This window comes from Sphingomonas sp. (assembly GCF_031372575.1).
Taxonomy (GTDB): domain Bacteria; phylum Pseudomonadota; class Alphaproteobacteria; order Sphingomonadales; family Sphingomonadaceae; genus Sphingomicrobium.
Window position 1 is genome coordinate 39,993 of record NZ_JANMLM010000081.1, and the last position, 25,596, is coordinate 65,588.

Here is a 25,596-nt window from a genome sequence, read left to right on the forward strand (position 1 = left end):
GCTCAGACCGTCGCAATGTCCGGGGCGTCTTCGGCTTTCATGCCGACCACATTATAGCCCGCGTCGACGTGGTGGATCTCGCCGGTTACGCCGCTTGCCAGGTCGCTGCACAAATACAGCCCCGCCCCGCCGACATCCTCGATTGTCACGTTGCGGCGCAGCGGGGCGTTATATTCGTTCCACTTCATGATGTAGCGGAAGTCGCCGATACCGCTTGCTGCCAGCGTCTTGATCGGGCCCGCGCTGATCGCGTTGACGCGCAGACCCTCCGGACCAAGATCGGCGGCGAGATATTTGACCGACGTCTCGAGCGCGGCCTTGGCGACGCCCATGACATTGTAATGCGGGATGACTTTCTCGGCACCGTAATAGCTCAGCGTCAGCAGCGACCCGCCGGGCTTCATCATCCGCCTCGCCCGCGCGGCCACGGCGCAGAAGCTGTAGACCGAGATGTTCATCGTCATCAGGAAATTGTCGAGACTGGTGTCGACATAGCCGCCGCGAAGTTCATTCTTGTCGGAAAAGCCGATCGCGTGGACGACAAAATCGATCCCGTCCCAGCGTTCCGCGACATTGGCGAACGCCTGATCAAGCGCGGCCGGGTCGCTGACGTCGCAGTCGAATACGAAATTGCTGCCCAATTGCTCGGCCAGCGGATGAACGCGCTTGCCCAGCGCCTCGCCCTGATAGCTGAACGCAAGCTCCGCACCCGCGCCTGCAAGCTGCTTGGAAATACCCCACGCCAGCGACTTGTCATTGGCCAAGCCCATGATCAGCCCGCGCTTTCCGGCCATGATTCCGGTCATATCTGCACCCCCTGCAACTCTGGTTCTTCTTCGTCTGGCGCGGGCTCGTCGACTTCGAGTTCCCTGACGAACGGCCCGCTATAATGCTCGCCTTTTAGCGCGTGGCCCCCGGCATCCGCCAGCGCCGCGTTAAGCTCGGCCCCGGTGACGACCCCCAGCCCGATGATGAAAAAGAAGATCAGCGCGATCATCACCCCGGCGAGGCTGCCGTAGGTAATCTCGTAGCCACCGACCATGCCAAGCGCGAGCGGCAACAATTCGGCCGTCAGCACCCACCACACGGTGACCATTAGCGCGCCCGGCCATTTGCGGCAGCCGATCTTGCGGTACCGCGACGGGGTCAGCGCGAGGAACAGGAAGTAAAAGGTCACGAACAACGCGATCGCCGGTGCGATCCGGTAAAAGCCGAGCCGGGTCGCGACCCCGCTCCACCCTGGAATTCGCTCGACCACCACATGCTGGACCGAGCTAAGCACCACGCTCGCGCCGAACGCCGCCATCAGCACCAGCACCGCCGCCAGGATCAGCGCGATCGAGCTTAGGCGATAGGTCCAGAAGGGCGCGCTGAAGGTCACGCCATAAGCGCGGCGCAAAATGTCGCGGATCGTCTCGATGAAGCTCGCCGCCGTCCACAGGCCGACGATCGCGCCAAGCCACAGCAAGGTGCCCGTGCGCACCGTCAGCACTTCGTTGACCGGACCGGCGAGGACGTTCGCGACTTGCGGCGGCAATTTGGCGAGGACGGTGGCGACGGTCTTCTGTCCGTCCGCCCCCTGGCCGAGCAATTGCGCCACGGCTGTGGCCAGGATGAAGAATGGAAATAGCGCAAGGATCGACAAGAAGGCGAGATTGCCGGCGTGGATGAAGCCGTCATTATAAACCCCGATCGACACTCGCTTGGTGATCTCCCACGGGGTCGGCGGGGCCTTGATCGCTTCGGCCACTTGCGGGCCATAAGCGGCGGTTTCAGCCGCTTGCCGCTTGCGCCGGCCTTCGGGCGATAAAGCGTGCTGGTCTTGCATCAGACGCCGAGCGGGGCGCGCGGGTTGCCGCCGCCGTCCCACTGCTTCGCAAACTCCTCGAGCGCCGTGTCATCGGCCGGAATGTCGATCGCCAGCGTGACCAGCAAATCGCCGCGTTTGCCCGTTTTGTCGGTGAAGCCCCGCCCTTTCAGCCGGAGAACCTTGCCCGACGATGCGCCCTTGGGGACGGTCAGCATCACCGCGCCTTCGGGGGTCGGTGCCTTGATTTTGGCGCCAAGGACGGCCTCCTTGAGGCTGATCGGCAGCGACAGGCGGATGTCCTTGCCCTCGCGAGTGAAGTGCGGATGGGCTGCGATCTCGATCGCGATGATTGCGTCGCCCTTGCCGCCCGGCCCCGGCTGCCCCTGACCGGCAAGGCGAATCTTGCTCCCCTCCTCAACCCCGTTGGGAAGCTTGACGTCAATCGTCTTGCCCCCCGCTAGCGTCACCCGTTGCGGGCTAAGAATTGCCGCGTCGAGGAACGGCACCTTCAATCGATAGGCAATGTCGCCGCCCTTTTGCGGAGGGCGCGCCCGGTTGCCGAAGCCGCCGCCAGCATTTCCACGCCGGCTGCCGCTGAACAGGCCTTCGAACAAATCGCTGAGATCGGCAGTCGCCGCTTCGTCGAACCCGCCGGGAAAACCATCCGGCGCGCTGCGCGGTCGCCCGCCGCCGCCACCGAAGCCGCCACCGCTCCCGCCGCCAAAGCCACCGAATTTGGGATTGCCCTCCTCGTCCAGCTCGCCGCGATCGTAGCGCGCGCGTTTGTCCTTGTCGGACAATATGTCATACGCCTGAGTCACCTGGTTGAAGCGCTCGCCGGCCTTGGGATTATCCTGGTTTCGATCGGGGTGGAGCTGCTTGGCGAGGCTTCGATAGGCCTTCTTGACCTCCGCTTCGCTCGCGTCGCGCTTGATCCCCAGGCGTTGATAAAGGTCCATGGGGACGCCTCCTGCAACAGGGTGCCTTGCAGGGCAAGCATCGGGACGCCTAGAGCGGCCCCGTGATGCGCGACGATCCGATCAACCTGTTCGATGCCTGGTTCGCCGAAGCCAAGGCGAGCGAGCCCAACGACCCCGACGGCATGGCGCTCGCCACCGCCGATGCCGATGGCAAACCGTCGGTGCGGATGGTGCTTTTAAAGGGGCATGATCAGCGCGGGTTCGTATTTTACACCAACCTCGACAGCCGCAAGGGCAATGAGCTCGCCGCCAACCCTCACGCTTCCTTGCTGTTCCACTGGAAGAGCCTGCGCCGCCAGGTGCGGATCGAAGGCCCGGTCGAAGCGGTCAGCGACGAAGAGGCCGACATTTACTTCGCCTCGCGCGGCCGCGATTCGCGGCTCGGGGCGTGGGCGTCGGACCAGTCGCGCCCGCTCGCCGACCGCGCCACCTTCGAAGCGCGGTTCGACGAAATGAAGGCGCGGTTCGAGAATGAGCCGGTCACCCGCCCGCCGCGCTGGTCGGGATTCCGGGTGATCCCGGGCCGAATCGAATTCTGGGCCGACCGCGCACATCGCCTCCACGAACGCCGCTTGTTTGTCCGCGACGGCGCGGGCTGGAGCGAAGGCATGCTCTACCCGTGACCGATCTCGCTACTCGCGCCAAAACGCGCGCGACCCTGACCACTCGCGCCGCGCTGGCCAGCATCACGATGGCGGTCTTTCTCGTTGCGCTCAAAAGCTACGCCGCGTGGCACACTGGGTCAGTGGCGATGCTCGGCAGCCTCGCCGACACCGCGCTCGACCTGATCGCCAGCATCGTCACCCTGGTCGGGGTGCGCTGGGCAGCGATGCCCGCCGATGACGATCATCGCTTCGGCCACAGCAAGGCGGAGGCGCTGGCAGCTTTGATCCAGGTGGTGCTTATCTCGATCTCCGCGCTCGCCATCGGGTGGCGCGCCATCGACCGGCTCAACAGCAAGGCGGCGACCGAGGGGCTCGAGCTTGGCCTGACGGTATCGATCATCGCCATCGCCGCGACCTTCGCCCTGCTCGCTTACCAGCGCCACGTCATCCGCCAGACCGGTTCGGTCGCGATCCAGACCGATCATCTCCACTACAAGTCCGACTTATTGCTCAACGCCTCGGTGATCATCGCGCTTTTGCTCGACCAGTGGTTCGGTTGGCGGATGGCCGATCCCTTGTTCGGAATCGCGATTGCGGCCTGGCTATTGTTCGGTGCGTGGCGCGCGGCGAGCCATTCGATCGATCAGCTGATGGACAAGGAATGGCCGGCCGACAAACGCCAGTCGTTCCTTGCCGCAACCGCCGATTATCCCGAGCTCGCCGGTCTCCACGATCTGCGAACCCGCACCAGCGGCGCCTATGATTTCGTCCAGTTCCACGTCTGGGTGCCCGGCGACTGGACCGTCGAGGCGGCGCATGAACGGATGGATGCGGTCGAGGAAGCGCTGCAGGATCGCTTCCCCGGCACCGAAATATTGATCCACCTCGACCCCGAGGGTCACACCGACCGCGAGACGATGCTTCCGTCGAGTCTGACAGAGCGGATCTAGATTTCGACGGTCCCCGACGCGATCGTCATCGTTTGCCCGCCGATCCAGATTTGCCCTGCGTCGTCACAGTCGATCATGATCCGCCCGTCGCGGCCCAAAGCGGTCCCCTGCCGCGCAACATAAGGCGGGGTGAATCGACCGCTTGCGATCAGCCACTGCGCCAGCGACGCATTGAGGCTGCCGGTGATCGGATCCTCGATGATCGCGCCGCGATGGTCGCTGAACAGCGACCGCACTTCATAAGCCGCGCCTCCTGACGAATGCGGCCCGACCACGCCGACCTCGAACCGTCTGGCGGCGCTGGCGGGCGGATTGATCGCCAACGCGTCCGCCGCACTGGCGAGCAGCACCGCGACCCAGCCGGGCCCATTATCGACCCATTGCGAATCAACGATCGATCCGCGCTCGATGCCGAGAAACGTGGCGATCTCCACCACCTCGGCCTCGTCGACCGGGCCGCTGCGGATCAACGGGGGCGCGGCGAATGCCAGTGTGCCCTCCGTCGTGCGAATTTCGATCAGCCCAGCGCCGCATTGCTGGACAATGGTGCCGCCCTTCGCCGTGCCGCCATGCGAGCGCCACGCATGGCATGCGCCCAGCGTCGGATGTCCCGCAAACGGCAGCTCCCGATCGAGCGTGAAGATCCGCACCCGATAATCGGCTGCCTCCTCGGTCGGCGTGACCAGGAAGGCGGTTTCGGAAAATCCGAACCAGCGCGTGATTCGCTGCATCTCGGCATCGGACAGGTCGTCGGCATCGAACAGCACCGGCAGCGGGTTGCCCGAAAAGCGCCCCGTCCCGAACACGTCGACCAGACAGAAATCAGCCATTGCGGCGCGTCAGCCTGCCACCGCCGGCGCAACCTTGTGCAGCGCCAACCGGAAGCGGAGCACGCTGTTGGCCGGGATCGGCCCCGACGCTTCCGCGCCATAACCCAACGCGGGCGGGATCCACACGACCCACTCGTCGCCCGGCCGCATCAGCTTCAACGCCTCGGCAAACCCGGGAACAAAGCCGTCGACATCGCCCGATAGCGGTACGCCGCGGGCAAAGCTGCTGTCGAACGTCTCGCCGGTGGTGAGCTTGCCTTCATAATCGAACGTCACCTCGCTGCCAGCAACCGGCATCGCGCCGGTCACCGGTCCCGATTTGACGATGAAATATTGCAGGCCTGAGGCGGTCGTCACCACCCCCTTGGCGACCCCGTTGCGAACCAGGAAATCCGCCCCCGGCGCAGTGACCGGCGGAGCGGGGGGAAGCGGCGGGGTGGTGGCGCAGGCGGACAGGAGCGACAGGCCGATGACGGCGAAAGCAAGTTTGTTCATGCGCGGCTGTTTAGCGAAGACGGCGACGAAGGGAAGCGCCCCTAGCCCCGCGCTGCATTCATGGGCGTGATGACCTGTTCGGCGAAGCGATCCATTTCCTCGGCCTGCGGGCTCATCTGGAGCAGCAGCAAGGTCAGCCCCGCCGCCTCATAGGCCTCGATCCGCTCGCGCACCTGCGCCGGGGTTCCGACCAGCCCCGGCATCAGCCCGCGATTGCTGACCGAATAATCGCGCAGCTTGATCTCGCGCTCAAGCTGGGTGCCCGACAGCCATTGCTCGAAATTGTCATAGCCCTTGGGCGGCACCGCCGGCATCGCGGTGATCCGCGCCTGCTCGGCCAGCGCTTCCTCCTCGGTATCGCGGACGATGGCATAGGCGGCCATCCCGTATTGCATCGGCCCCAGCCCGGTCGCCGCCCGCCGCGCCGCCATGTTGGCGATCTTGGGGCCGATCGCCGCGACACTGTCACCGTGCATCACATAAGCGTCGCATTGGGTGACGATCAGCTGTTTCGCCGCCTCGCTCTCGCCCCCGGCATAGATGGTCGGGCGCGGGCGTGCCACCGGCTTGGGTTCGCAAATCGCATCCTTGAGTGTGTAGCGCTCGCCGTCGAAGCTGAAGCGGTCCTTGTTCCACAGCCCGTCGACCACCTGCAGCCATTCGCTGGTCCGCGCATAGCGATCGTCATGGGCGTCGAACGTCAGCCCGTATTGGGTCGCTTCGTCGGCCCACCAGCTCGACACCACGTTAAGCGCGAGCCGCCCGCCGGCGATATTGTCGATATTCGCCGCCGCCTTGGCGAACAGGGCCGGCTGGTGAAAATTGGGCCGCACTGCGACCATTAGCTCGATCGATTCGGTCACGGCCGCCAGCGCGGCGGCGGTCGACCAGGCGTCGAGCGCGGGTTGGTCGATACCCTTAATGTCGTTGAGATTGAGTTCGGCAATCAGGCTCAAGTCCCAGCCGGTCTGCTCACTGCGTTGGGTCAGGCGGCGGACATAGTCCCAACTCGCTTCCATCCCTTCATCGTCGATGTTGCGTAGCCAACCGCCGAATACCGGCATCCAGTAACCGAACCTCATGCGATTTCCTTTTGTCGGATCAGCGTCTCGAGATGATCGACCAGCCGCTCGTGCGGGTCCCAGCCGAGCACGTCGAGCGGCTTGGCGACGAAGTTGGACAGGCCGTTGATGTCGTAAAAACGTGCCATGCCGTCGGCATCGTCAATCACATATTCGACCCCGCCGATGTCGATTCCTGCCGCCTGGACAATCGCCTCGGCAGCGGCGATTTGCTCAGCGGGCGGAGTCACCGAGGTCATCGTCAGCGACCGCCCGGGGATTTGGCACGCATCGGCCGGGCACAGGTCGAACCCGCTGTCATCAACATTGATGTCGATCGCGTAGAGAAATTTCCCCGCCAGCGTCTCGACCCGTGTGATCTTGCCGCCGCGCGCGGTGGCATAAGCCTGGACCAAGAGGACGTTGTCGATGCTGGTCGGGAGCATCGTGTCAGCTGCCGCAGCCTCGAGCTCGGCGAGCGACGAGAAGCGCGTGATCCCCGCGCCCGATCCGCCGACATTGGCCTTGACCAGCAACGGGAAGCCAATTTCCTGCGCCGCCGCCACAACATCGCGCGCGCGGTGGACGGCGCGGGTGCGCGGCGTGGCAAATCCGAGCCGCTCGATCAGCGACAATTGCCGCGCTTTCGATGCGTCGATCGCCATCGCCTCGGGCCCGTTGATGACCCGCGCTCCCGCGCCTCGCCAATGATCGAGCAGCGCCATGGTGTAGAAGATCGAATGATCCGCATCGCGCAGGAATGACGACATCGCCACCCGGTTGAAGATCAACGGCGCCGGCGGCGGCGACCCCGCCGGATCGAACCGATGATCGCTGCTATGGACCTTCACAAAATCCACCCCGCGCCGGTCGAGCGCGGCAAACAACGGCTCGAACCACGCGGGATGCTCGTACAAAATGGCCAGCGACGCGGTCATCATTTTCCCCGACAAAGTTCATTTGGCACTTGGGACTGACAACGACCGTCCGCAAGGCATGGTTCGCAGCAAACCGGCAATAGGTTACGAAACCGCTGCCGGACTCGAGCTGCGTTACGCCGCGACCGCCTCGTCCATTGCTGCCGCTTGCGTCGTCGCGATCGTCCCGCCGCCGAGCAATCGCTCGCCGTCGTAGAATACCGCCGACTGGCCCGGCGCAACTCCATATTCGGGCATGGCGAAGGTCAATGTGCCGTCTTCCCACCGCGCCGGGACCGGACGGGCGAGACTGCGGACCTTGGCCTCGACCGCGATCTGATCCTCGGCCAGCCAGTTGAGCCCTTCGACCTCAGCCGATGCCACCGCCAGCGCGCGGCGCGGGCCGACCACCAGCCGCCGCGTGTCGGGCTCGATCCGCACCACGTACAGCGGCTGGGCCTGACCGCCGATGTCGATCCCCCGGCGCTGGCCGATGGTGAAATGGACCACGCCTTCATGCCGGCCGAGCAATTCGCCGTTCAAGTCGACGATCTCGCCCGGCGCGGCGGTTTCGGGGCGGAGCTTCTTGACCAAAGTGGCGTAATCGCCGTCGGGGACGAAACAGATGTCCTGGCTGTCGGGCTTGTTGGCGACCACCAGCCCTTCGGCCTCGGCCAGCTTGCGGACTTCGCTCTTGGGCATGTCGCCCAACGGGAAGCGGAGGTAATCGAGCTGGTCGGCCGAGGTGCCGTAGAGGAAATAGCTCTGGTCGCGCGCCGGGTCGCGGCCCTTCCACAATTGCGGCTTGCCGTCCGCGCCCACCACGCGGCGGACATAATGGCCGGTGGCGAGGCAGTCCGCCCCAAGCTCCCGCGCGAACGCCACCAGATCGACGAATTTTACGCCTTGGTTGCACAGACTGCACGGCACCGGGGTGCGCCCGGCGGCATATTCGTCGGCGAACTTGTCGATCACCCCGGTGCGGAAGCGGCTTTCATAATCGAGCACATAATGCGCGACCCCCAGCCGGTCGCAGACGGTCTTGGCATCGTAAATGTCCTGTCCCGCGCAACAGGAGCCGGTGCGCTTCACCGCTTCGCCATGATCGTACAGCTGGAGCGTGACCCCGATCACCTCCGCGCCGCTGCGCGCTGCCATCGCCGCGACAACCGACGAATCGACCCCGCCGGACATGGCGACGACGATCCGGGTGTCGCCGGCGGGGCGAACAAGGTCGAAAATGGAGGACATGATTTGCGTCTTTACCCGAAATTCACCCTGTCCGCATAGAGAGGCTAAACCAAAGGTAGAAAATAGTGGGGCATGGGTTTGGCCAGGCATGAGAGCGAATTCGAAGCAGCGGGGGAAGCGTCGCTTGGCGTCCGCGAGCTGCTCGACGCGCTGCGCCGGCCAGTTGCGGCCAATTTGGTCAACCGCAGCGAAGCGATCGCCAATTGCCTCTCCGGGCAAGACGGATGGCGCGATGCCGCAGCCCGGCTGGGCGGTGCCTTCGCCCCCATCGCCAGTGAAACAGGGTTAACCGACGGTAAGGAATGATGACGATCCGATTTACCAGCACATTTCAGAATATCTTCAATGGCTCGCGTTAATCAGGGTCATCGACCGTCACGAATTTGATTGAGGAATAAAATGCTCGAGAATCAGAAAATTCGGCCAGCCCAGGTGATCGGTCCGCTCGGCGAGCCATTGACCCTCGACTCGCTGCCCGCGGCGGGGACCACCCGGTGGGTCGTCAGGCGCAAGGCCGAAGTCGTGGCCGCAGTGGCCGGAGGACTGCTCAGCGTCGATGAAGCCTGCGCTCGTTACACCTTGAGCCTGGAAGAATTCACTAGCTGGCAGCGCGCGGTTGACCGGTCCGGAATGCCGGGGCTGCGGGTCACCCGGATCAAACATTATCGCGAACAATATGAGCGCCAGCAGCGCTATTGATCGCTATTTAATATGGACGACCAGAAGGAGGCCGCGGACATCGTTCCGCGGCCTTTTCATTTCGGGTCCGACTGGACAGCCTGTTGTTTATACGGAACAAGACGCAAGCATCACGCGTCTTGATGCCGGAAGGTTCGCGCAAAGCGGCCACGAACAGGAGGGAATTGCACATGGGTTTCATTATTTGGATCGTCATCGGTGGTATCGTTGGTTGGCTTGCCAGCCTGGTGATGCGCACTGACGGCCAGCAGGGCATCCTGCTGAACATCGTCGTCGGCATCGTTGGCGCGTTCATTGCCAGCCTCATCATCAGCAAGGGCAATATCAACACCAGCAACCCGCTCGACATCACCAACATCCTGGTGTCGCTGGTCGGCGCGATCATCCTGCTCGGGATCGTCAACCTGATCCGTCGCGGTTCGGTCCGCTAAGCGGTCGCCGCCAAGAAATGAGGGCCGCGCTGACACATGTCCGCGCGGCCCTTTTGTTATTGCAGCTCGAAGCTCATCGCCAGCGTGACCTCAAGGTCCTGGCTGCCGGGATCGATCTCGGTCTTGGCCGCCGACGATGCCATCGCATCCCGCGCATAAGGCATTGGCGCGCGCGAGAAGCCGCCCGCTTCGCTGACCGACAGCAATTTCACTACCCGCATCCCCAGTGACCGGGCGTAAAGCTCGGCCCGGGCTCGGCCGGCGACAAGCGCCTTGGTCCGCGCTTCGTCATAGGCCGCCTCGGGCTTGTCGATCGTCAGGCTCGGCCCGCTGATCTGGTTGGCCCCCTCGACGACCAAAGCATCGAGGATCTTGCCCGAATTGCGGATGTCGCGAAATTTGACCGAGACATTGTTCGACGCCTGATAGCCGGTCAGCACCGGCGTCTGGTTGTTTTCATAACGATAATCGGGGTTGAGGCTGATTGAACTTGTCTGAATGTCCTTGCCGGCGATCCCGGCGCGCCGAAGCGCTGCACGCACCCGATCCATCCGCATCGCATTGTCGCCGATCGCCCCGGTTGCAGTGGGCGACTTGGTCACCACCCCAGCCGAAATGATCGCCAGATCAGGGACCCGGCTGACGGTGCCGGTGGCATTGATATCGAGCCGGGTGCCGGCCACCGGCTGGATGATCGCGGCGGCCTGCGCCGGAAGCGCGGCCGGGGTCGCCATCGCGGTCGCGGCAGCAAGGCTTAGAAAAAGCATCTTGGTCATAAACTCTCCACTGCGAACGAAATCGCCGGGCGACCATAGCCGCCCGGCGATAAATCGATGCTGAATGAGCCGTAAGCGCGCCTTAGCGGCGGCGAAGGATCAATCGATAGACGAACAGGATCACGAACGCGCCGACGATTGCGCCGATGAATCCGGCACCGTTGGACGCGCTGGTCAGGCCGACCTGTTGGCCAATGAAACCGGCCAGCAACGCCCCGGCAATGCCGAGCAGGACGGTGACGATGCAGCCGCCCGGATCCTTGCCCGGCATCAGCAGCTTGGCGATGGCGCCCGCGATTCCACCGATGATGATCCATGCAATCCAGCCGTGTGATTCAAGATAACCCACAGTCGCCTCCCTTGTTTTCCAGCCGCCATGCTGTCCGCGCGGCGCGCCACAGTCAACTCCAACGTCGCTTTGCGGAGCAACCGGCACCGTTGGTCGAAAATGGCTTGGCGGAGCCCCGCGCCACGGCTTGTGTTGCAGCCAGTGAGTTATTCGCGTAATACAGCTGCAAGATGGTAGCTGCGTGACAACGCGATCAAGGCGAGAGAATGACAGACATGAACCAAGAAAGCCGTTTCCAGGCATCGGATTCGTTGATCGTCATCGATCGGCCGGGGCGCAAACGCTGGATCATCGTCGCGGCGGTGGTCATCGTAATAGCGCTGGCGATCGCATTCGCGATGTTCCGCGGCGGCGGGGACTCCGCCGCTCCGGCGGGTGCTGCTGGTACCCGAGCGGCGGGTGGTGGCCGCGGCGGACAGGTTCCGACGGTGACGGTGATTGTTCCCGGCCGGACTGAGGTTGCCCGGACGGTAACTGCATCTGGCGCGCTGGCTGCCCGCCGCGACCAGCCGGTCGGGGTGGCTGGCGAAGGCGGGGTGGTTCGCGCAGTCTATGTTGATGCCGGAAGCTGGGTCCGCCAGGGCCAGGTGCTGGCATCGATTGATCGATCGGTTCAGTCGCAAACCGCAGCGCAACTCGCTGCCTCGATCCAGGTCGCGCGCGCCGACGCGGCCCTTGCCCAGAATGAATTTGACCGCAGTGCCGCGCTGGTCAGTCGCGGCTTCGTGTCGAAGGCAGACCTCGACCGCAAAAAGGCTGCGCGTGATGCCGCCAACGCGCGCGTTCGGGTCGCCCAGGCGCAACTTGGTGCTGCCCAGGCGCAAATCGGCCGACTCGACATTCGTGCTCCAACGTCGGGTCTGATCCTGGCCCGGAGCATCGAAGTCGGTCAGATGGTGACCGGCGGCGCTGGTGGCTTGTTCCGTCTTGCCAAGGGTGGCGAAATGGAAATGCGCGCCGCGCTTTCCCAACAGGATTTGGCGCTGGTTCGCTCGGGCATGGCGGCATCGGTCAAGCCAATCGGCACGGATCGTACGTTTTCCGGAACGATCTGGCAGGTCTCGCCAGTAATCAACCCGCAAAGCCGGCAGGGTGAAGTGCGAATCTCCATCCCCTACGATTCATCGATCCGCCCGGGCGGCTTCGCTGAAGCGCGCATCGCCGCCGGCATCACGACGGCGCCGCTGCTTCCGCAAAGCGCGGTGTTGAGCGATTCGAAGGGCAATTACGTCTATGTCGTCAACGCTCGTAACATGGTTGAGCGACGCGCCATTAAGCTCGGTGACGTCGGTGATCGCGGAATTGGCATATCGGAGGGCCTCAACGGTCAGGAACGAATTGTCGAATCGGCGGGCCCGTTCCTCAATCCCGGGCAAAAAGTCGCCCCAAGAACAGTCGCTTCCACCGCGAAATAGGAATTTTTCTCCGTGAACTTTCGCAACATTTCGTCCTGGTGCATTCGCAACCCAGTTCCGCCGATCGTGCTGTTCATCGGCCTGTTGCTGGCCGGCGTCGTCGCGTTCGCGAGAATGGACGTTAATAATTTTCCCGACGTTGAATTTCCTGCAGCGTTTGTCAGTATTTCCCAGCCCGGTGCCGCGCCGAGCGAACTGGAGACCCAGGTAACGCGTCGCGTCGAAGCAGCGATGCGCGGACTTGAGGGAATCGAGGAGATCAACAGCACCGTTCGCGAAGGTAGCAGCACGACCCAGGTGTCCTTTGTCATTGGCACACCGCTGGACCGTGCCGTGACCGACATGCGCGACGCCGTATCCCAAATTCGCAGCGATTTGCCCGACGGCATCCTTGAGCCGCAGGTGCAACGCATCGTCGCCAATGGCGGCGGTGAGTTTTCGTACGTCGCTGCGGAAACGACCGAAATGACTCTCGAACAACTGAGCTGGTATGTCGACAACAAGGTCGCGCGGACGGTGCTTTCCGTCCCCGGCATGGCGACCGTCACGCGCGAGGGGGGTACCGACCGCCAGATCCGCGTCGAGCTCGATCCGGCGGCGCTTCAGGCCCAGGGCATCACTGCGGCGCAGGTTAACCAGCAACTACGCCAGCTCAATATCAATGCGGCGGGCGGTCGGGCCGAGATCGCCGGGTCCGAGCAGACCGTCAGGGTGCTCGGTAATAGTCAAACGGCCTTCGACCTCTCTCAACAGCAGATCATCGTTCCAGGTGGGCGGGTCGTTCGGCTGGCGGACCTGGGGTCGATTCGCGACGGGACGTCCGAAGACCGTACGGCGGCGTTGCTCGACGGTCGTCCGGTGGTCAGTTTCAACCTGCAGCGCGCGCGCGGATCGTCCGAAGTCACGGTCTATGACGAAGCGTGGAAGACGCTGCGGAAGCTCGAACAGGACGATCCGCGAGTCCGTTTCGTCGAGATCAACAACAGCACCGACTACACAAAATCCCAATATAGCTCGTCAGTTTGGGCATTGATCGAGGGCGCGGTGCTCGCGGTGATCGTGGTCTTTCTGTTCCTGCGCGACGGCCGCGCCACGCTGATTTCGGCGGTCGCCATCCCGTTATCGGCGATCCCGGCGTTTTATTTCATGGATTTGATGGGGATCAACCTCAACTTCCTGTCGCTGCTTGCCCTGGCGCTGGTCGCGGGCGTGTTGGTCGACGATGCGATCGTCGAGATCGAGAATATCGTCAGGCACATGCGCATGGGCAAATCGGCCTATCAGGCATCGATGGATGCCGCCGACGAGATTGGCCTGGCGGTGCTGGCAACGACCATGGCGATCGTCGCCGTCTTCCTGCCGGTGGCGTTGATGCCCGGCATTTCGGGCCAATTTTTCCGCAATTTCGGCTACACCGTGGTTCTCGCAGTGCTGATGAGCCTGTTCGTGGCGCGCATGATCACGCCACTGATGGCCGCCTATTTCCTCCGCGCTCATGGCGAGCAGGCCCACGCAGAGGGCCCGACCATGCGCAAGTATCTCGACGTGCTGCGCTGGACCCTGCGTCACCGCTGGGCGGCAGTTGTCGGCGGCATCGGCGCACTGGTGCTGACGGTCGTCGCTTTCGGAACTTTGTCGATGACCTTCCAGCCCGAGCAGGATGTCGACACCTCACGCGTCCGCATTGGCATGCCGCCCGGGACGACCCTTGCGCAGACCCGGCGGGTTGCCGGCGAAGCCGCCGCGATCATTGCCAAACACCCCGACGTCGACAAGGTATTCGAACGAGTTTTTACCAGTGCTGGCTTCGTCAATGTGAAATATAAGAAGGATCGCGAGAAAAAGAGCTTCGAGATCGAGCGCGAGCTCAACCCGAGGCTGGCGCAGATCCCCGACGCCCAGGTCAATTTCCTCAGCCAGGGTGGTGGTGGCCCAGGCGGCGGCGGCCGAGCGATTACCATGTTCCTGGGTAGTGACGATCCGGTCCTTCTTGAAAAGGTTGCCAACCAGGTCTCAGCCGAGATGGAGCGCCTTCCCGAGGTCATCGCGCCGCGCGTCCAGGGCGACAATGTCCGGCCCGAAATCCTGGTTACGCCGCGCTTCGATCTGGCTGCCGAACTGGGTGTCACGACCGCCGCGCTCAGCCAGACGATCCGCATCGCAACGATTGGCGATATCGACCAGAACAGCGCCAAATTCTCGCTATCGGATCGCCAGGTGCCAATCATAGTCAGCCTGCCCAAGAGCGCGCGCGCCGACCTCTCGATCTTGGCCAATCTGCCGGTACCGACGACCAGCGGTGGTTCGGTGCCGCTCAAGTCCGTGGCCGAAATCAGTTTCGGTTCTGGCCCGGTGACCGTCCAGCGCACTAACCAGGTGCGACGGATCGCGATCGGCGCCGACTTGGCCTCCGGACTGGTATCGAGCGACGCCTGGAAGAAGATCGACCAGCTGCCCTCGGTCAAAAATATGCCCGAAGGCGTCACCAGGCTGCAGCTTGGTGATCAGAAATGGCAGGGCGAGTTGATCCAGAGCTTTGCCATCGCGGTCATAGCCGGAATCCTGCTCGTGTTTGCAGTGCTCGTGCTGCTTTATCGCCGTTTCCTTGCGCCATTCGTCAACATGGCTTCGCTCGTGCTTGCACCGCTCGGCGCCGGGATTGCCCTGCACATCGCCGGAATGCCCGTATCACTGCCGGTGTTCATTGGTCTGCTAATGTTGCTCGGTATCGTTGCCAAGAACTCGATCCTGCTGGTCGATTTTGCGGTCGAGATGATGGATCACGGAATGTCCAAGGACGAGGCGATCTACGAAGCCGGACACAAACGCGCGCAACCCATCGTGATGACCACCGTCGCGATGGTCGCAGGCATGGTTCCAACCGCCTTGTCGCTCAACGGCGACGGAAGCTGGCGCGCGCCGATGGGGGTGACCGTGATCGGCGGACTGATCTTCTCCACCGCCCTGACGTTGCTGCTGGTCCCGGCCTATTTCTCGATCGCCATCGACCTCGAAAAATGGGTGGGAAGAAAGTTCGGCCGGCTGCTCGAGTCAGATTCGTCACCCACATCGGGTACTGAGCCGCTTCCGGCGGAGTGACATCGATTGGCGACCGGTTAAGGTGCCGATCATGACCCGCGCGCCGGACCTTGCCCGATTCAACCCGTCGCAGCCCGGAACGCGCGGGATGAAGCTCGTCGCCACCGGATTGCTGGTGGTGATGGCGGTCACCTTTATCATCGCGCGGGGGTTCGAGCCCGACTATCCTTGGCTGGCCTGGGTCAAGGCGTTCGCTGAGGCGGGGATGGTCGGTGGGCTGGCCGACTGGTTCGCGGTGACTGCTTTGTTCCGCCACCCGCTCGGGCTGCCGATCCCGCATACCGCGATCATCCCACGCAACAAGGATCGCATCGGCGAGGCGCTGGCCAATTTCCTCAAGGAAAATTTCCTCATCGCCCCGGTGGTTGCCCGCCGGATGAAGCATATCGACCTGGCGGGCGCTGCAGGACGTTTCCTCCAGACGCCGCAAGGCGAAGCGACCCGTATTCGGCAGGGCGCAAGCCGGCTGATAGCGGATCTGTTCGAGAGCCTCGATGACGAACGCTTAGGCGGACTGGTCAAAGGTGCGATCTCGGGCCGACTTCGGCAGGCGGAAGTGGCGCCATTACTTGGCCATGCGCTGGCGAGCTCGATCAATGACGATCGCCACGTCCCGATGCTCGAGGCCGCGATCCGCTGGACTGCCCGCGCGCTAGACGCCAACGAGAGCCTGATCCGTGAGATGGTCAAGAAACGCACCAATTGGGTGCTTAAGCTCGCCGGGGTCGATTCACGACTGTCGGACTCGATCATCGACGGGCTGAAAAAGCTCACCGTCGACATGCACACCGACCCCGCGCACCCGGTGCGAATCCGGATTGAGCAGGCGCTGGCCGACCTAGCTAACGACCTCCAGACCAATCCCGAAACCCAGGGCAAGGTCGAGGATCTCAAGTTGCAATTGCTCGACAATCAGTCGGTCGGATTATGGCTCGATACGCTATGGCAAAAAGGTCGCGAGGCGATGATTCGCGCCGCACGTAACCCCGATGCGGCAATGGCCGGCAAGCTTGGCGATGTGCTCAAATCGATGGGTCAGAGCCTCGAGAAGGACGTGCGCATCCGCAACGCCATCAACCAGTTCGCGCGGCGCGCGGTGGCCGGGATGGCGGCAAGTTACGGCAGCTCGATCGTCAAATTGGTCAGCGAGACTGTGCGCGGATGGGACGCTCGAACCATCACCAACCGCCTTGAAGCCGCCGTCGGGCGCGATCTGCAATATATTCGCATCAACGGCACCTTGGTCGGTGGGCTGGTCGGCCTCATACTTCACGCATTAGACACGATCTGAACAGGGAACATTATATGAAAAAATTCGTCATCGCGCTCGCACTCGGCACCGCTGCTCCTGCGTTCGGGCAAGCCCCTGTCACGGTCACCCCCATCGCCGATCCGGTAACCGTCATCCATGCCGGCACGTTGATTGCCGAGGCCGGCAAGCCCGCCCGCCGCAACGCCTCGATCATTATTCGCGGCCGGACCATTGCCGAGGTGCGCGACGGGTTCGTCGATGTGCCAGGCGCCCGCGTCGTCGACCTGCGAAACGCGACCGTCCTGCCCGGCCTGATCGACAGCCACGTCCACTTGTCCGGGCTCGATGACCGGCTTCAGGCGCGGCTCCAGGCTTCGGGGCGCGACAATGAAGACGAAACCTTCACCGCCATCCTCAACGCCCGCAAGACATTGCTCGCCGGTTTCACCACGGTGCGCGATCTCGGTGGCGACCCACGGCTCGTCCTGTCGTTGCGCGATTCGATCAATGCCGGGCAATTCTCCGGCCCGACAATCCTTGCAGCGGCGCGGATGGTGTCGGTCTCGGGCGGCCATGGCGACGGCCGCAACGGCGCCAATCGCGGCCTTGCCAGCCTGGTCGAGCGGCCGGGCAACACCTGCAACGGCGCCGACGACTGCCGCCGCGCCACCCGCGAGCAGGTTAGTGCCGGGGCCGACGTGATCAAGTTCGCCGCCACTGGCGGGGTGCTGAGCAATGTGCCCGGCGGGCTCAACCAGCAGATGATGGACGACGAAATGCGCGCTGTGGTGACCACCGCGCGCACGTTCGGCCGCAAGGTCGCGGCCCACGCCCACGGGGTCGAAGGCGTGAACGCCGCACTCCGCGCCGGGGTCGATTCGATTGAGCATGGCACCTTCACCAACGAGGAGAGCTTCCGCCTCTACAAGCAGACCGGGGCCTATTACGTCCCGACCCTGCTCGCCCCCGCCGCAGCGCTTGCCGACGGGGTGCGCGGGGCGCTCACTCAGGCGCAATATGACAAGGCGCGCGCCGCCGCTGGCAATGCCGAGAAAAGCTTCGCCGAAGCAATCCGTCGCGGGGTCAAGATCGCCTTCGGCACCGATACGGGTGTGTCGCCGCATGGCCGCAATGCCGAGGAATTCGCGCTGATGGTCAAAAATGGCATGAGCCCGACGCTGGCGATCCGCTCGGCCACAGTCGACGCGGCCGAACTGCTCGGGATCACTGCGCGCGCGGGGACGATCGAAGCCGGCAAGGACGCCGACATCATCGCTGTCGACGGCGATCCCACGCAGAACGTCCGGCTGCTCGAACAGGTCGGCTTTTTGATGAAATCGGGCCGGGTCCACAAGGTCGGCGGCCAGCGCCAATTGACCAGCGCAGATTAGCCCGCGCTGACCCGCTCAATCGTCGCGCCGACTGCCTGGAGCTTTTCTTCGAGCCGCTCATAGCCGCGATCGAGGTGGTAAACCCGCAGCACTTCGGTCTCGCCCTCGGCTGCAAGCCCGGCGAGCACCAGGCTCATCGACGCGCGCAAATCGGTTGCCATGACCTGCGCGCCGGTCAAATGCGCCCCGCCCTTGACGATCGCCGAGCGTCCGTGGACCTCGATTTCGGCGCCCATGCGGCGCAATTCGGGGACGTGCATGTAGCGATTTTCGAAGATCGTTTCTTCAAGGAAGCTTTGCCCCTCGGCGACGGTCAGCATCGCCATGAACTGCGCCTGCATGTCGGTCGGGAAGCCGGGGTATGGCGCTGTTGATACCGCGAGCGGCTTGAGCGGCTGGTGCGCCGAAACCTTCATCCCGTTGTCGGTGAATTCGATCGTCAGGCCTGAGGCCGCAATGGCGTTGGTGATCGCCAGCATATCGGCCGGGCGCGCGCCGACCAATTCGATCGACCCGCCGGTGATCCCGGCGGCGCAGGCATAGCTGCCCGCCTCGATCCGGTCGGGCATCACGTCATAAGTGCAGCCGTCGAGCCCCTCGACCCCGTCGATGGTGAGATGCGACGAACCGATGCCGTCGATCTTGCCGCCCATCGCCACCAGCAGATTGCACAGATCGACAATCTCGGGCTCGCGCGCGGCATTGAACAATTGGCTTTTGCCGGTAGCCAGCACCGCCGCCATCAGCGCATTTTCGGTCGCCCCGACCGACACCACGGGGAACGTGTAATCGCCCCCGGGTAGACGACCCTTGGGCGCGGTCGCCTTCACATAGCCCGCCGCCAGGTCGATATCGGCGCCGAGTGCTTCCAGGGCCTTCAAATGCAGGTCGATCGGCCGGTCGCCAATCGCGCAGCCGCCGGGCAGTGACACGGTCGATTCGCCAGCGCGGGCGAGCATCGGCCCGAGCACCAGGATCGAGGCGCGCATCTTGCGCACCATGTCATAGGGCGCGACGGTCGAGGCGATATCCTTGGCCTCGAGCGTCATCTTGCGCCCGAATTCGCCTTTCTTGACCCCCGCGACCTTGGTCGAGACGCCAAGCCCGTTGAGCAAATGCGAGAAATTATCGACGTCGGCGAGTCGCGGCAGATTGCCGAGCGTCAGCTTGCCCGCAGTGAGCAAGGCGCAGGGCAATAGGGTCAGCGCGCTATTCTTCGCGCCCGAAATCGGGATTTTGCCTTCAAGGCGTTTGCCGCCAGTGATACGAATGGAATCCATGCCGCGCTTTAGCGAAAGCGCTGCGAGTCACAAGCTGTCACGCTTTCTCGAGCGTCGCCTGCAGCGGGTGCTGGTTCTCGCGGGCGAAGTCGATGATCTGGCTGACCTTCGTCTCGGCCACTTCATAGGTGAACACGCCGCACACCCCGACGCCCTTCTGGTGCACCGCGAGCATCACCCGCGTAGCATCTTCGATCCCCATCGAAAAATAGCGCTGCAGGACGAGCACGACGAACTCCATCGGCGTGTAATCGTCATTAAGCAGCAGCACCTTGTAATTCGACGGCTGCTTGGTCTTGGGGCGCGTGCGGGTAACGACTCCAGTTTCGAAATCGTCGTCGGTGCCGTCGCGTTGGGGCGGGTCGGCCATGGTTACATCGTGGATCATCATGTCGCTCTAGAATATGGCATGCCGCGAACGCGCCGCAACCCCCGGACGGTCCGCAAACCCCATGAAAAAATGCGGCCGCCCCATCAAGGGACGGCCGCATCACTGCCTAACAAGGAGGAGGGAGTGTTAGGCAGCAAGCTCGTTGATACGCTCGGCGTTGATCGACGCGCGGTTCGACAGCGGCTGAACCGCTTCACCGGCGAGCTTGACCATCGCTTCGGTGAACTTCGAACCTTCGGCGACCAGACGGTCGAACGAGGTGCGGGCCAGTTCCGACTGAAGCTGGAAGAACTCGGTCGGCGACTTGGCGTCGGCGAGGGTCTTGAGCGAAGTCGATGCCTGCTCGAAGCCGTCACGGCTGCTGGCAAGCGCGTCCTGGCCGAGCGAGCGAACGCCGGTGGCGGCGATACGGCCGGCCTCGGTGATCGCTTCGAGGTTCGCCTTGGCGATCTCGGTCATTTCGCTGGCTGCTTCCTGCGACTTGCGAACCAGATCCTGGCCACGCTCGCCGGCACCGGCAAAAATGGTCTGGAAACGGTCGACGGCGGGAAGTTCGAAACCAGCGAACATCTTGGTGAAATCATAAGCCATGGGTGAATTCCTTTCGATCTGGGTGGTGACCGCAGCGATGGTCGCCTTGGCAATGCGCTTGGTCGACTTGACCGCACGCTTGTTGATTTTCTTGACCGTCGCATTGAGCTTGGCCGGAGCCTTGCGCGAACGACGCTTGGCAACCACGGCGCGGGCCTTGCGGACCGGCTTGGCGGCGATCTTCTCGACCTTGGCAGCGACTGCCTTCGCCGGAGCGGTGACGGCCTCGACGGCCTTGTCGGTGGTAGGTTCGGTGTTTGCGATGATGGTGTCATTAGCCATGTGAAATTCCTTTGCTGCAGTGCACAATAGTGCGTTGCAGCGAGGAATACAAGCATTTTGTTGCACTGCACCATTTCGGCTACGCGCCTTGACGCGGGGCGCATCGCCAAGGCAAGTGCGGCCATGGATCCCGCGATCGAAACTCCCTCCCCTGACCGCCGCCGCCGCGGCCTGCTGATCGTCCTGTCGTCGCCATCGGGCGCGGGCAAGACCACGATCAGCCGCAAGCTGATGGAGGTCGACCCGTCGATCACCATGTCGGTCAGTGCCACCACCCGGCCGATGCGCCCCGGCGAAGTCGACGGGAAAGATTATCATTTCGTCACCGATGCAGCGTTCGAGAAACTGGTTGCCGACGACGAACTGGCCGAATGGGCCTACGTCTTCGATCATCGCTACGGCAGCCCGAAGGAGCCGATCAAGGAAGCGCTCAAGGACGGGCGCGACATTCTGTTCGACATCGACTGGCAAGGCACGCAGCAACTCGAATATGCCTTCCGCACCGACCTCGTGCGGATCTTCATCCTGCCGCCGTCAATGCCCGAGCTGGCCCAGCGGCTCAACGATCGCGGCACCGACAGCGAAGAAGTGATCGACTTCCGCATGCGCCGCGCGGCGCAGGAGATCGGCCATTGGGCGGAATATGATTATGTCCTGATCAACGACGACGTCGAGCGCTGTTCGAAGGATGTCCAGGCGATCGTCACTGCCGAGCGGCTCCACCGCGAACGCCAGCCCTATCTGATGCAATTCGTCCGCGAACTGGTCGCCCGACCTAACTGAAAATGCAGCCTAATTAAGCAATTCGACGAAGCGGGACGCGGCGAGGAACTCGATCCGCCGCGCCTCGATCATCGCCTCGGCCTCCGCGTCTGATCCCCATTGTTCGAGCTGCCATTGCTCGTCGATGGTCACCGCATCCCACACCGCGTCGGCCGGTATCGCTTGCTCGACCACTGCGAGGCCCGCGACCAGTGAACCGCTGATCGTTACTAACGGTGCCAGCGCGGCGAGCCTGAACGGATCGAGCGAATGAACCGCTTGGCCGAGGTGGCGAATCGTCTCGGGCGGCTGGGGGACGTGGATGATCCCGCTGCAGGTCGCGAAGTCGACGTCGTATCGCCGCCGCGCCCAGCCCAGCAACGCATCCCACGCCTTGGTCTGGCGATCGACGAGTGGCTCCGGATCGGCGGCGCGGTAGCAAGTAAGGTCGCTCTCGCCGAACCTGGCGAGGCCGGTCGCAATCTCGCCCCCGGCGCGGTCGATTGCTGCGTTGGCGAGGCCGGTCATCGGCATCGCACGCGGGTCGATTGTCTCGCCGGACGCATTCCATTCGGCGGCGATTGCGTCGGCCAACGCGCGGGTCGGGACGACCAGCGCAGTCCGGGCGGGGGTCTTGAGCGGTTTACCGTCAAGGGTGATGCCAAAGCCGCCATCGACCGGCGCGGCAGCCGCTTCTTTCCAGAAACGCTTCACTTCTTGTCCCACGACCGTTTCAGCAAGCGCGGCATGACGATCGCATCGATCGCGCCGACGATCGCGATGATCGCGCCCAGCGCCGGCCAGCCGCCTGGTCGAATCAGCCCGGTGGACGCAATGGCGATCCCGAGCAGAAAAATCGCCAGCCCGACGATCCTCATCAAGGCGAACAGATGAAAGCGCTTCTTCCACATTGCATCATCTTCTTGGCTCATGCGTGCACCCATTGATTGGCCATATCCGGTAGCTCGGCGGGGTCTTTGGCGACGTGGTGCGCCCCGGCGTCGCGCAACTCAGCTTCATCGTGATAGCCCCAGGCGGCCCCGATCGCACCGCAAAGTGCGGCGCGCGCGGCACCCATGTCCCACGAGGTGTCACCGATGAAAATAGTCGATCCGGGGGTCGCGCCCGCTTCGTCAATCGCCGCAAGCACCATTGCCGGGTGCGGCTTGGAGGGGTGGCGATCGGCAGTCTGGAGGGTGACGAACTTGTCGGCGATTCCATGTGCGGCGAGACAGTGGGCGAGCCCGCGGTCGCTTTTGCCGGTTGCGACGCCAAGCGCCCAGCCGTCGGCGCGCAAGGCGTCGAGCGCCTCGACCATGCCGTCATAGAGCGGTTCCTCGACCGAACCCGCCCCGCGCATCGCAATGAATGCCTCGCGGTAGGTGGCGGACAGCGCCCGGTGATCACCATCGGGGACCAGCTCGGCAAAGGCTTCGTCGAGGCTCAGCCCGATCACTCGCTTGGTGACGGAGCGCGGCGGGCAGTCGATGTTGTGCGCCGAAAACGTCGTGCGCAGCGCGCGATCGATGCTCCCGCCGCTGTCGACCAGGGTTCCGTCGCAGTCGAAAATCGCCAGCTTGATCATTTGCGCGTGGCGGGCTTTCCGCCAGGCTTGCGGGGCGCTGACCTGACCGGCCGTGCCGGAGGTTTGCCGCTTGACCGTTCCGCTCTTGAAGGCGGTTTTCCGGCGGGCTTGCGGGTTGGTTTGCCAGTCGCTTTGCCCGCAGGTTTGCCAGAAGGCTTGCCGGTCGCTTTCTTGTCGTCCCCCCGCTCGCCGCGCCCGCGTCGCTCGCCCTTGCGCTCACGCCGGCGGGACTTGGCCGCCGCCGCCTCGCGCCGCGCCTTCACCTCGGGGTCGGTCTTGTAATCGAAGGTGTCGAGCGGCAGCGCATCGCCCGCCAGCGGGTCGAAGCCGAGCATCTTCAATGTCTCAGCGAAATGGACCGGAAGTTCGGCGGTACCGTCGATCACCACCCCGTCGGGGCCGTCGATCCTGAGCCGCCGCGCATGCAAGTGCATCTTGCGGCTGACCCCGCCGGTCAGGAACGCTTCTGCACCGCCATATTTGGCATCGCCGACGATCGGGTGGCCAATCGCCGCCATGTGCGCCCGCAGCTGGTGCGTGCGTCCGGTCAGCGGCTGGAGCTCAACCCAGGCGGCGCGATTGCCGACCCGGTCGATCATCCGATAGCGGGTCTTGGCGGTCTGGCCGTCCTTCTCGTCGACGTGCATCTTCTCGCCGCCACTGCCGGGCTGCTTGGCGAGCGGGGCGTCGATCAACCCCTGATCGAGGCTCGGCACGCCGGTGATGATCGCCCAATACACCTTGCGCGCGGTGCGGCCGCTGAACGATTTGGAGAAATGCGCGGCCGCCCGCGCCGAACGCGCCACCAGCAACACGCCGCTGGTATCCTTGTCTAGCCGATGGACCAGCTTGGGCCGCTGTTCATTCTCCCCCGCCAGTCCGCCGAGCAATCGGTCGAGATGCTGGCTGGTCTTCGTCCCGCCCTGAGTCGCCAAGCCAGGCGGCTTGTTGAGCAAAAACCAGTCGCGGCCATGATCGATCTTCATCGACTGGACCAGCTCGGCCTCGTCGTCGGTCAGGACAATTGCGGCGCGCCTGGGGCGCAATTCTTCCTCATCCTTGGCTTCGGCGGGGGGCACGCGGATCGACTGGCCCGATTCGATGCGGTCGCCCGGGGAGGCGCGCTTGCCGTCGATGCGGATTTGCCCGGTGCGCGCCCAGCGCGACACCTGGTTGAAGCTGACATCGGCCAAATGCCGCTTGAACCAGCGGTCGAGGCGAATGCCGTCATCGTCATCGGCGACGATGAAATTGCGTGATTCATTGGGGGAGGTCATGCGGCCCCTTAGCCTAGCGATCCGCTCCCGACCAATATTCAAACGCCTCGGCTTGCAATCGCTCGACCAGACGGCGTGCAGCGGGGCCATCCCAAGTCCCGACATGGCCGTGATTGTCCGCCCCGCCAGCGACCCACCAGCCCTGCCCCGGAAGCCCGTCCGACTGGCGCACGACCAATACCGCAAGCTCGGGTTCGCCCAGCGCGTTGGCCTCGCGATCGACGCTCCCGAGCACGGCGCACAGCGCCCGCATCTTGGGGCGCGAGAAAGCGAAGCCGAGGTGGCCGAGCATGGCCGAATAAGTGATTGACGATCCGGCCTTGGCCGAGGCGATCAGATGCGCGCGGACTTCGGCCGGGTCGGCCAGCAGGTTCGCGTTGCTGCCGGTCACTTCGGCTGGTCGGCGACCGGCGTCAGTTCGTAAGCATGGAGCTTGGAGCCGTCCTGCGGCCATGGGATCACCAGCCGCCAGCGGAACGGGCCAGTCCGTTCAAGGATCCCGGCCATGTCGCGCTTGGGATTGTCGCCATAGGCGATCGGCGCTTCCTCGTCGCCTAGCGCCAGGCTGCCGAGGAAAATAAGCCGTTTCGGATCATCATCTTCCCACAATCGGCCGGCGGGCCGCTGGCTGCCGGTCTGCTTGACGATCGTCAGCAGATTGCCGTCGACTTCCACGTAGCAGAAAAAGGGTTTGAATTTCTCGAACGCCGGCTTGCCGCCAAGCTTGACCAGTCGGCAGCGATAGCTGCCCGGGGTAGGTGCCGGCCGAGAAAGCGCGGCATTGGATTTCACCAATTCGCTCTCTTCGCGAATCGCGCTGCCGAAGCCGGCCTTGCGTGCATCGGCCAGCCCCGCCGCCCAGGCGCCGCTGACGTTGGCCAGTCGGCCCTTGTCGGCGGCGCTGGCGATGCCCTGCCACACCTCGGCCTTGAGCGGTTCGCCGACGCTGATCACGGCACGCGGCTTGTCCTTGACCGGAACGCAGCCGCCGACCGTCGTAACGGCAATGATTAGCGGCAGGATCTGGCGGATCGACGGCAAAGCGGAAACTTTCAGTTATCGGGCCGGCCAAGGTGGCACTACCGCGCGCCGCTTTCAACTAACAACCGGTTGAGCA

29 protein-coding genes are annotated in these 25,596 nt (G+C 63.8%); 10 read left to right on the forward strand and 19 right to left on the reverse strand.

The features are described 5' to 3' along the window. Positions 1-2 precede the first annotated feature (2 nt). Genes fabI through RMN73_RS08055 form a run of 3 tightly spaced genes read right to left on the reverse strand, consistent with a single transcriptional unit; the run spans position 3 to position 2,769 of the window. Positions 3-806, reverse strand: a complete 804-nt coding sequence (gene fabI / locus RMN73_RS08045) for an enoyl-ACP reductase FabI (protein ID WP_309602801.1) — start codon at positions 804-806, stop codon at positions 3-5. Next, a complete protein-coding gene (locus RMN73_RS08050) occupies positions 803-1,828 on the reverse strand; it encodes a YihY/virulence factor BrkB family protein (protein WP_309602802.1) in 1,026 nt (341 codons plus the stop codon). Before RMN73_RS08050 ends, fabI begins: the two co-directional genes overlap by 4 nt. After that, positions 1,828-2,769 (reverse strand): DnaJ C-terminal domain-containing protein, encoded by a 942-nt coding sequence (locus RMN73_RS08055; protein ID WP_309602803.1) that lies wholly within the window; start codon positions 2,767-2,769, stop codon positions 1,828-1,830. Before RMN73_RS08055 ends, RMN73_RS08050 begins: the two co-directional genes overlap by 1 nt. Positions 2,770-2,834: 65 nt before the next feature. On the opposite strand from RMN73_RS08055, the gene pdxH reads away from it, so the two are divergent. Both pdxH and RMN73_RS08065 read left to right on the forward strand, forming a co-directional pair. Beyond that, complete coding sequence (gene pdxH, locus RMN73_RS08060; protein WP_309602804.1) at positions 2,835-3,413, forward strand: pyridoxamine 5'-phosphate oxidase; 579 nt, start codon at positions 2,835-2,837, stop codon at positions 3,411-3,413. Then, positions 3,410-4,345, forward strand: coding sequence for a cation diffusion facilitator family transporter (locus RMN73_RS08065; protein WP_309602805.1), 936 nt, complete (start codon positions 3,410-3,412; stop codon positions 4,343-4,345). The genes pdxH and RMN73_RS08065 overlap by 4 nt, the downstream gene beginning before the upstream one ends. Here RMN73_RS08065 and RMN73_RS08070 read toward each other — a convergent pair. The 5 genes from RMN73_RS08070 to mnmA form a co-directional block, all read right to left on the reverse strand. Continuing rightward, complete coding sequence (locus RMN73_RS08070; protein WP_309602806.1) at positions 4,342-5,175, reverse strand: PhzF family phenazine biosynthesis protein; 834 nt, start codon at positions 5,173-5,175, stop codon at positions 4,342-4,344. The genes RMN73_RS08065 and RMN73_RS08070 overlap by 4 nt on opposite strands. A 9-nt stretch (positions 5,176-5,184) precedes the next feature. Continuing rightward, on the reverse strand, positions 5,185-5,670 hold the full coding sequence (locus RMN73_RS08075; protein ID WP_309602807.1) for an FKBP-type peptidyl-prolyl cis-trans isomerase: 486 nt from the start codon (positions 5,668-5,670) through the stop codon (positions 5,185-5,187). 41 nt (positions 5,671-5,711) lie between these two features. Then, positions 5,712-6,752, reverse strand: a complete 1,041-nt coding sequence (locus tag RMN73_RS08080) for an LLM class flavin-dependent oxidoreductase (RefSeq protein ID WP_309602808.1) — start codon at positions 6,750-6,752, stop codon at positions 5,712-5,714. Next, a complete protein-coding gene (locus RMN73_RS08085) occupies positions 6,749-7,672 on the reverse strand; it encodes an alpha-L-glutamate ligase (protein WP_309602809.1) in 924 nt (307 codons plus the stop codon). The genes RMN73_RS08080 and RMN73_RS08085 overlap by 4 nt, the downstream gene beginning before the upstream one ends. A gap of 111 nt (positions 7,673-7,783) precedes the next feature. Continuing rightward, positions 7,784-8,899 (reverse strand): tRNA 2-thiouridine(34) synthase MnmA, encoded by a 1,116-nt coding sequence (gene mnmA, locus RMN73_RS08090; RefSeq protein ID WP_309602810.1) that lies wholly within the window; start codon positions 8,897-8,899, stop codon positions 7,784-7,786. A gap of 72 nt (positions 8,900-8,971) precedes the next feature. Here mnmA and RMN73_RS08095 point away from each other — a divergent pair, with 72 nt between their 5' ends. The 3 genes from RMN73_RS08095 to RMN73_RS08105 all read left to right on the forward strand — a co-directional run bounded on the left by RMN73_RS08095 (position 8,972) and on the right by RMN73_RS08105 (position 10,029). After that, positions 8,972-9,205: a hypothetical protein gene (locus tag RMN73_RS08095; RefSeq protein WP_309602811.1), complete on the forward strand. Its 234-nt coding sequence runs from the start codon at positions 8,972-8,974 to the stop codon at positions 9,203-9,205. 93 nt (positions 9,206-9,298) lie between these two features. Continuing rightward, positions 9,299-9,598, forward strand: a complete 300-nt coding sequence (locus RMN73_RS08100) for a DUF1153 domain-containing protein (RefSeq protein WP_309602812.1) — start codon at positions 9,299-9,301, stop codon at positions 9,596-9,598. Between the two features lie 170 nt (positions 9,599-9,768). Continuing rightward, positions 9,769-10,029: a GlsB/YeaQ/YmgE family stress response membrane protein gene (locus RMN73_RS08105; RefSeq protein ID WP_309602813.1), complete on the forward strand. Its 261-nt coding sequence runs from the start codon at positions 9,769-9,771 to the stop codon at positions 10,027-10,029. A 56-nt stretch (positions 10,030-10,085) separates the two neighbouring features. Here RMN73_RS08105 and RMN73_RS08110 read toward each other — a convergent pair whose 3' ends face one another. After that, a complete protein-coding gene (locus RMN73_RS08110; RefSeq protein WP_309602814.1) occupies positions 10,086-10,805 on the reverse strand; it encodes an SIMPL domain-containing protein in 720 nt (239 codons plus the stop codon). An 82-nt stretch (positions 10,806-10,887) separates the two neighbouring features. Continuing rightward, positions 10,888-11,154 (reverse strand): GlsB/YeaQ/YmgE family stress response membrane protein, encoded by a 267-nt coding sequence (locus tag RMN73_RS08115; protein WP_405051552.1) that lies wholly within the window; start codon positions 11,152-11,154, stop codon positions 10,888-10,890. A gap of 215 nt (positions 11,155-11,369) precedes the next feature. On the opposite strand from RMN73_RS08115, the gene RMN73_RS08120 reads away from it, so the two are divergent. Genes RMN73_RS08120 through RMN73_RS08135 form a run of 4 tightly spaced genes read left to right on the forward strand, consistent with a single transcriptional unit; the run spans position 11,370 to position 18,311 of the window. Beyond that, positions 11,370-12,569 carry an efflux RND transporter periplasmic adaptor subunit gene (locus tag RMN73_RS08120; RefSeq protein ID WP_405051555.1) on the forward strand — a complete coding sequence of 400 codons (1,200 nt, stop codon included), beginning with the start codon at positions 11,370-11,372 and terminating at the stop codon, positions 12,567-12,569. A gap of 12 nt (positions 12,570-12,581) precedes the next feature. Beyond that, positions 12,582-15,668: an efflux RND transporter permease subunit gene (locus RMN73_RS08125; RefSeq protein WP_309602816.1), complete on the forward strand. Its 3,087-nt coding sequence runs from the start codon at positions 12,582-12,584 to the stop codon at positions 15,666-15,668. A gap of 31 nt (positions 15,669-15,699) precedes the next feature. Continuing rightward, positions 15,700-16,959: a DUF445 domain-containing protein gene (locus RMN73_RS08130; protein ID WP_309602817.1), complete on the forward strand. Its 1,260-nt coding sequence runs from the start codon at positions 15,700-15,702 to the stop codon at positions 16,957-16,959. 14 nt (positions 16,960-16,973) lie between these two features. Next, positions 16,974-18,311, forward strand: a complete 1,338-nt coding sequence (locus tag RMN73_RS08135; RefSeq protein WP_309602818.1) for an amidohydrolase family protein — start codon at positions 16,974-16,976, stop codon at positions 18,309-18,311. Here the strand turns inward: RMN73_RS08135 and murA are convergent. The 3 genes from murA to RMN73_RS08150 form a co-directional block, all read right to left on the reverse strand. Then, on the reverse strand, positions 18,308-19,591 hold the full coding sequence (gene murA / locus RMN73_RS08140; RefSeq protein ID WP_309602819.1) for a UDP-N-acetylglucosamine 1-carboxyvinyltransferase: 1,284 nt from the start codon (positions 19,589-19,591) through the stop codon (positions 18,308-18,310). The two genes, RMN73_RS08135 and murA, sit on opposite strands and share 4 nt — an antisense overlap. 37 nt (positions 19,592-19,628) lie before the next feature. Then, a complete protein-coding gene (gene clpS / locus RMN73_RS08145; RefSeq protein ID WP_309602888.1) occupies positions 19,629-19,961 on the reverse strand; it encodes an ATP-dependent Clp protease adapter ClpS in 333 nt (110 codons plus the stop codon). Positions 19,962-20,108: 147 nt separating this feature from the next. After that, positions 20,109-20,855, reverse strand: coding sequence for a phasin family protein (locus RMN73_RS08150; RefSeq protein ID WP_309602820.1), 747 nt, complete (start codon positions 20,853-20,855; stop codon positions 20,109-20,111). A 123-nt stretch (positions 20,856-20,978) separates the two neighbouring features. Between RMN73_RS08150 and gmk the strand changes: the two genes are divergently transcribed. Beyond that, complete coding sequence (gmk, locus tag RMN73_RS08155) at positions 20,979-21,638, forward strand: guanylate kinase (protein ID WP_309602821.1); 660 nt, start codon at positions 20,979-20,981, stop codon at positions 21,636-21,638. A gap of 9 nt (positions 21,639-21,647) precedes the next feature. Here the strand turns inward: gmk and RMN73_RS08160 are convergent, their stop codons facing one another. Genes RMN73_RS08160 through RMN73_RS08185 form a run of 6 tightly spaced genes read right to left on the reverse strand, consistent with a single transcriptional unit; the run spans position 21,648 to position 25,520 of the window. After that, positions 21,648-22,331: an ATP12 family protein gene (locus RMN73_RS08160; RefSeq protein WP_309602822.1), complete on the reverse strand. Its 684-nt coding sequence runs from the start codon at positions 22,329-22,331 to the stop codon at positions 21,648-21,650. Further along, on the reverse strand, positions 22,328-22,549 hold the full coding sequence (locus tag RMN73_RS08165; protein WP_309602823.1) for a hypothetical protein: 222 nt from the start codon (positions 22,547-22,549) through the stop codon (positions 22,328-22,330). Before RMN73_RS08165 ends, RMN73_RS08160 begins: the two co-directional genes overlap by 4 nt. Beyond that, complete coding sequence (locus tag RMN73_RS08170) at positions 22,546-23,202, reverse strand: HAD-IA family hydrolase (protein ID WP_309602824.1); 657 nt, start codon at positions 23,200-23,202, stop codon at positions 22,546-22,548. The genes RMN73_RS08165 and RMN73_RS08170 overlap by 4 nt, the downstream gene beginning before the upstream one ends. After that, the gene (locus tag RMN73_RS08175; protein WP_309602825.1) at positions 23,199-24,479 is read right to left on the reverse strand and encodes an RluA family pseudouridine synthase; all 1,281 of its coding nucleotides are present in this window, start codon (positions 24,477-24,479) and stop codon (positions 23,199-23,201) included. Before RMN73_RS08175 ends, RMN73_RS08170 begins: the two co-directional genes overlap by 4 nt. Before the next feature lie 13 nt (positions 24,480-24,492). Continuing rightward, the gene (locus RMN73_RS08180; protein ID WP_309602826.1) at positions 24,493-24,870 is read right to left on the reverse strand and encodes a ribose-phosphate pyrophosphokinase; all 378 of its coding nucleotides are present in this window, start codon (positions 24,868-24,870) and stop codon (positions 24,493-24,495) included. Then, entirely contained in the window at positions 24,867-25,520 is a 654-nt protein-coding gene (locus RMN73_RS08185; protein WP_309602827.1) for a DUF4893 domain-containing protein, read from the reverse strand. The genes RMN73_RS08180 and RMN73_RS08185 overlap by 4 nt, the downstream gene beginning before the upstream one ends. Positions 25,521-25,596 lie beyond the last annotated feature (76 nt).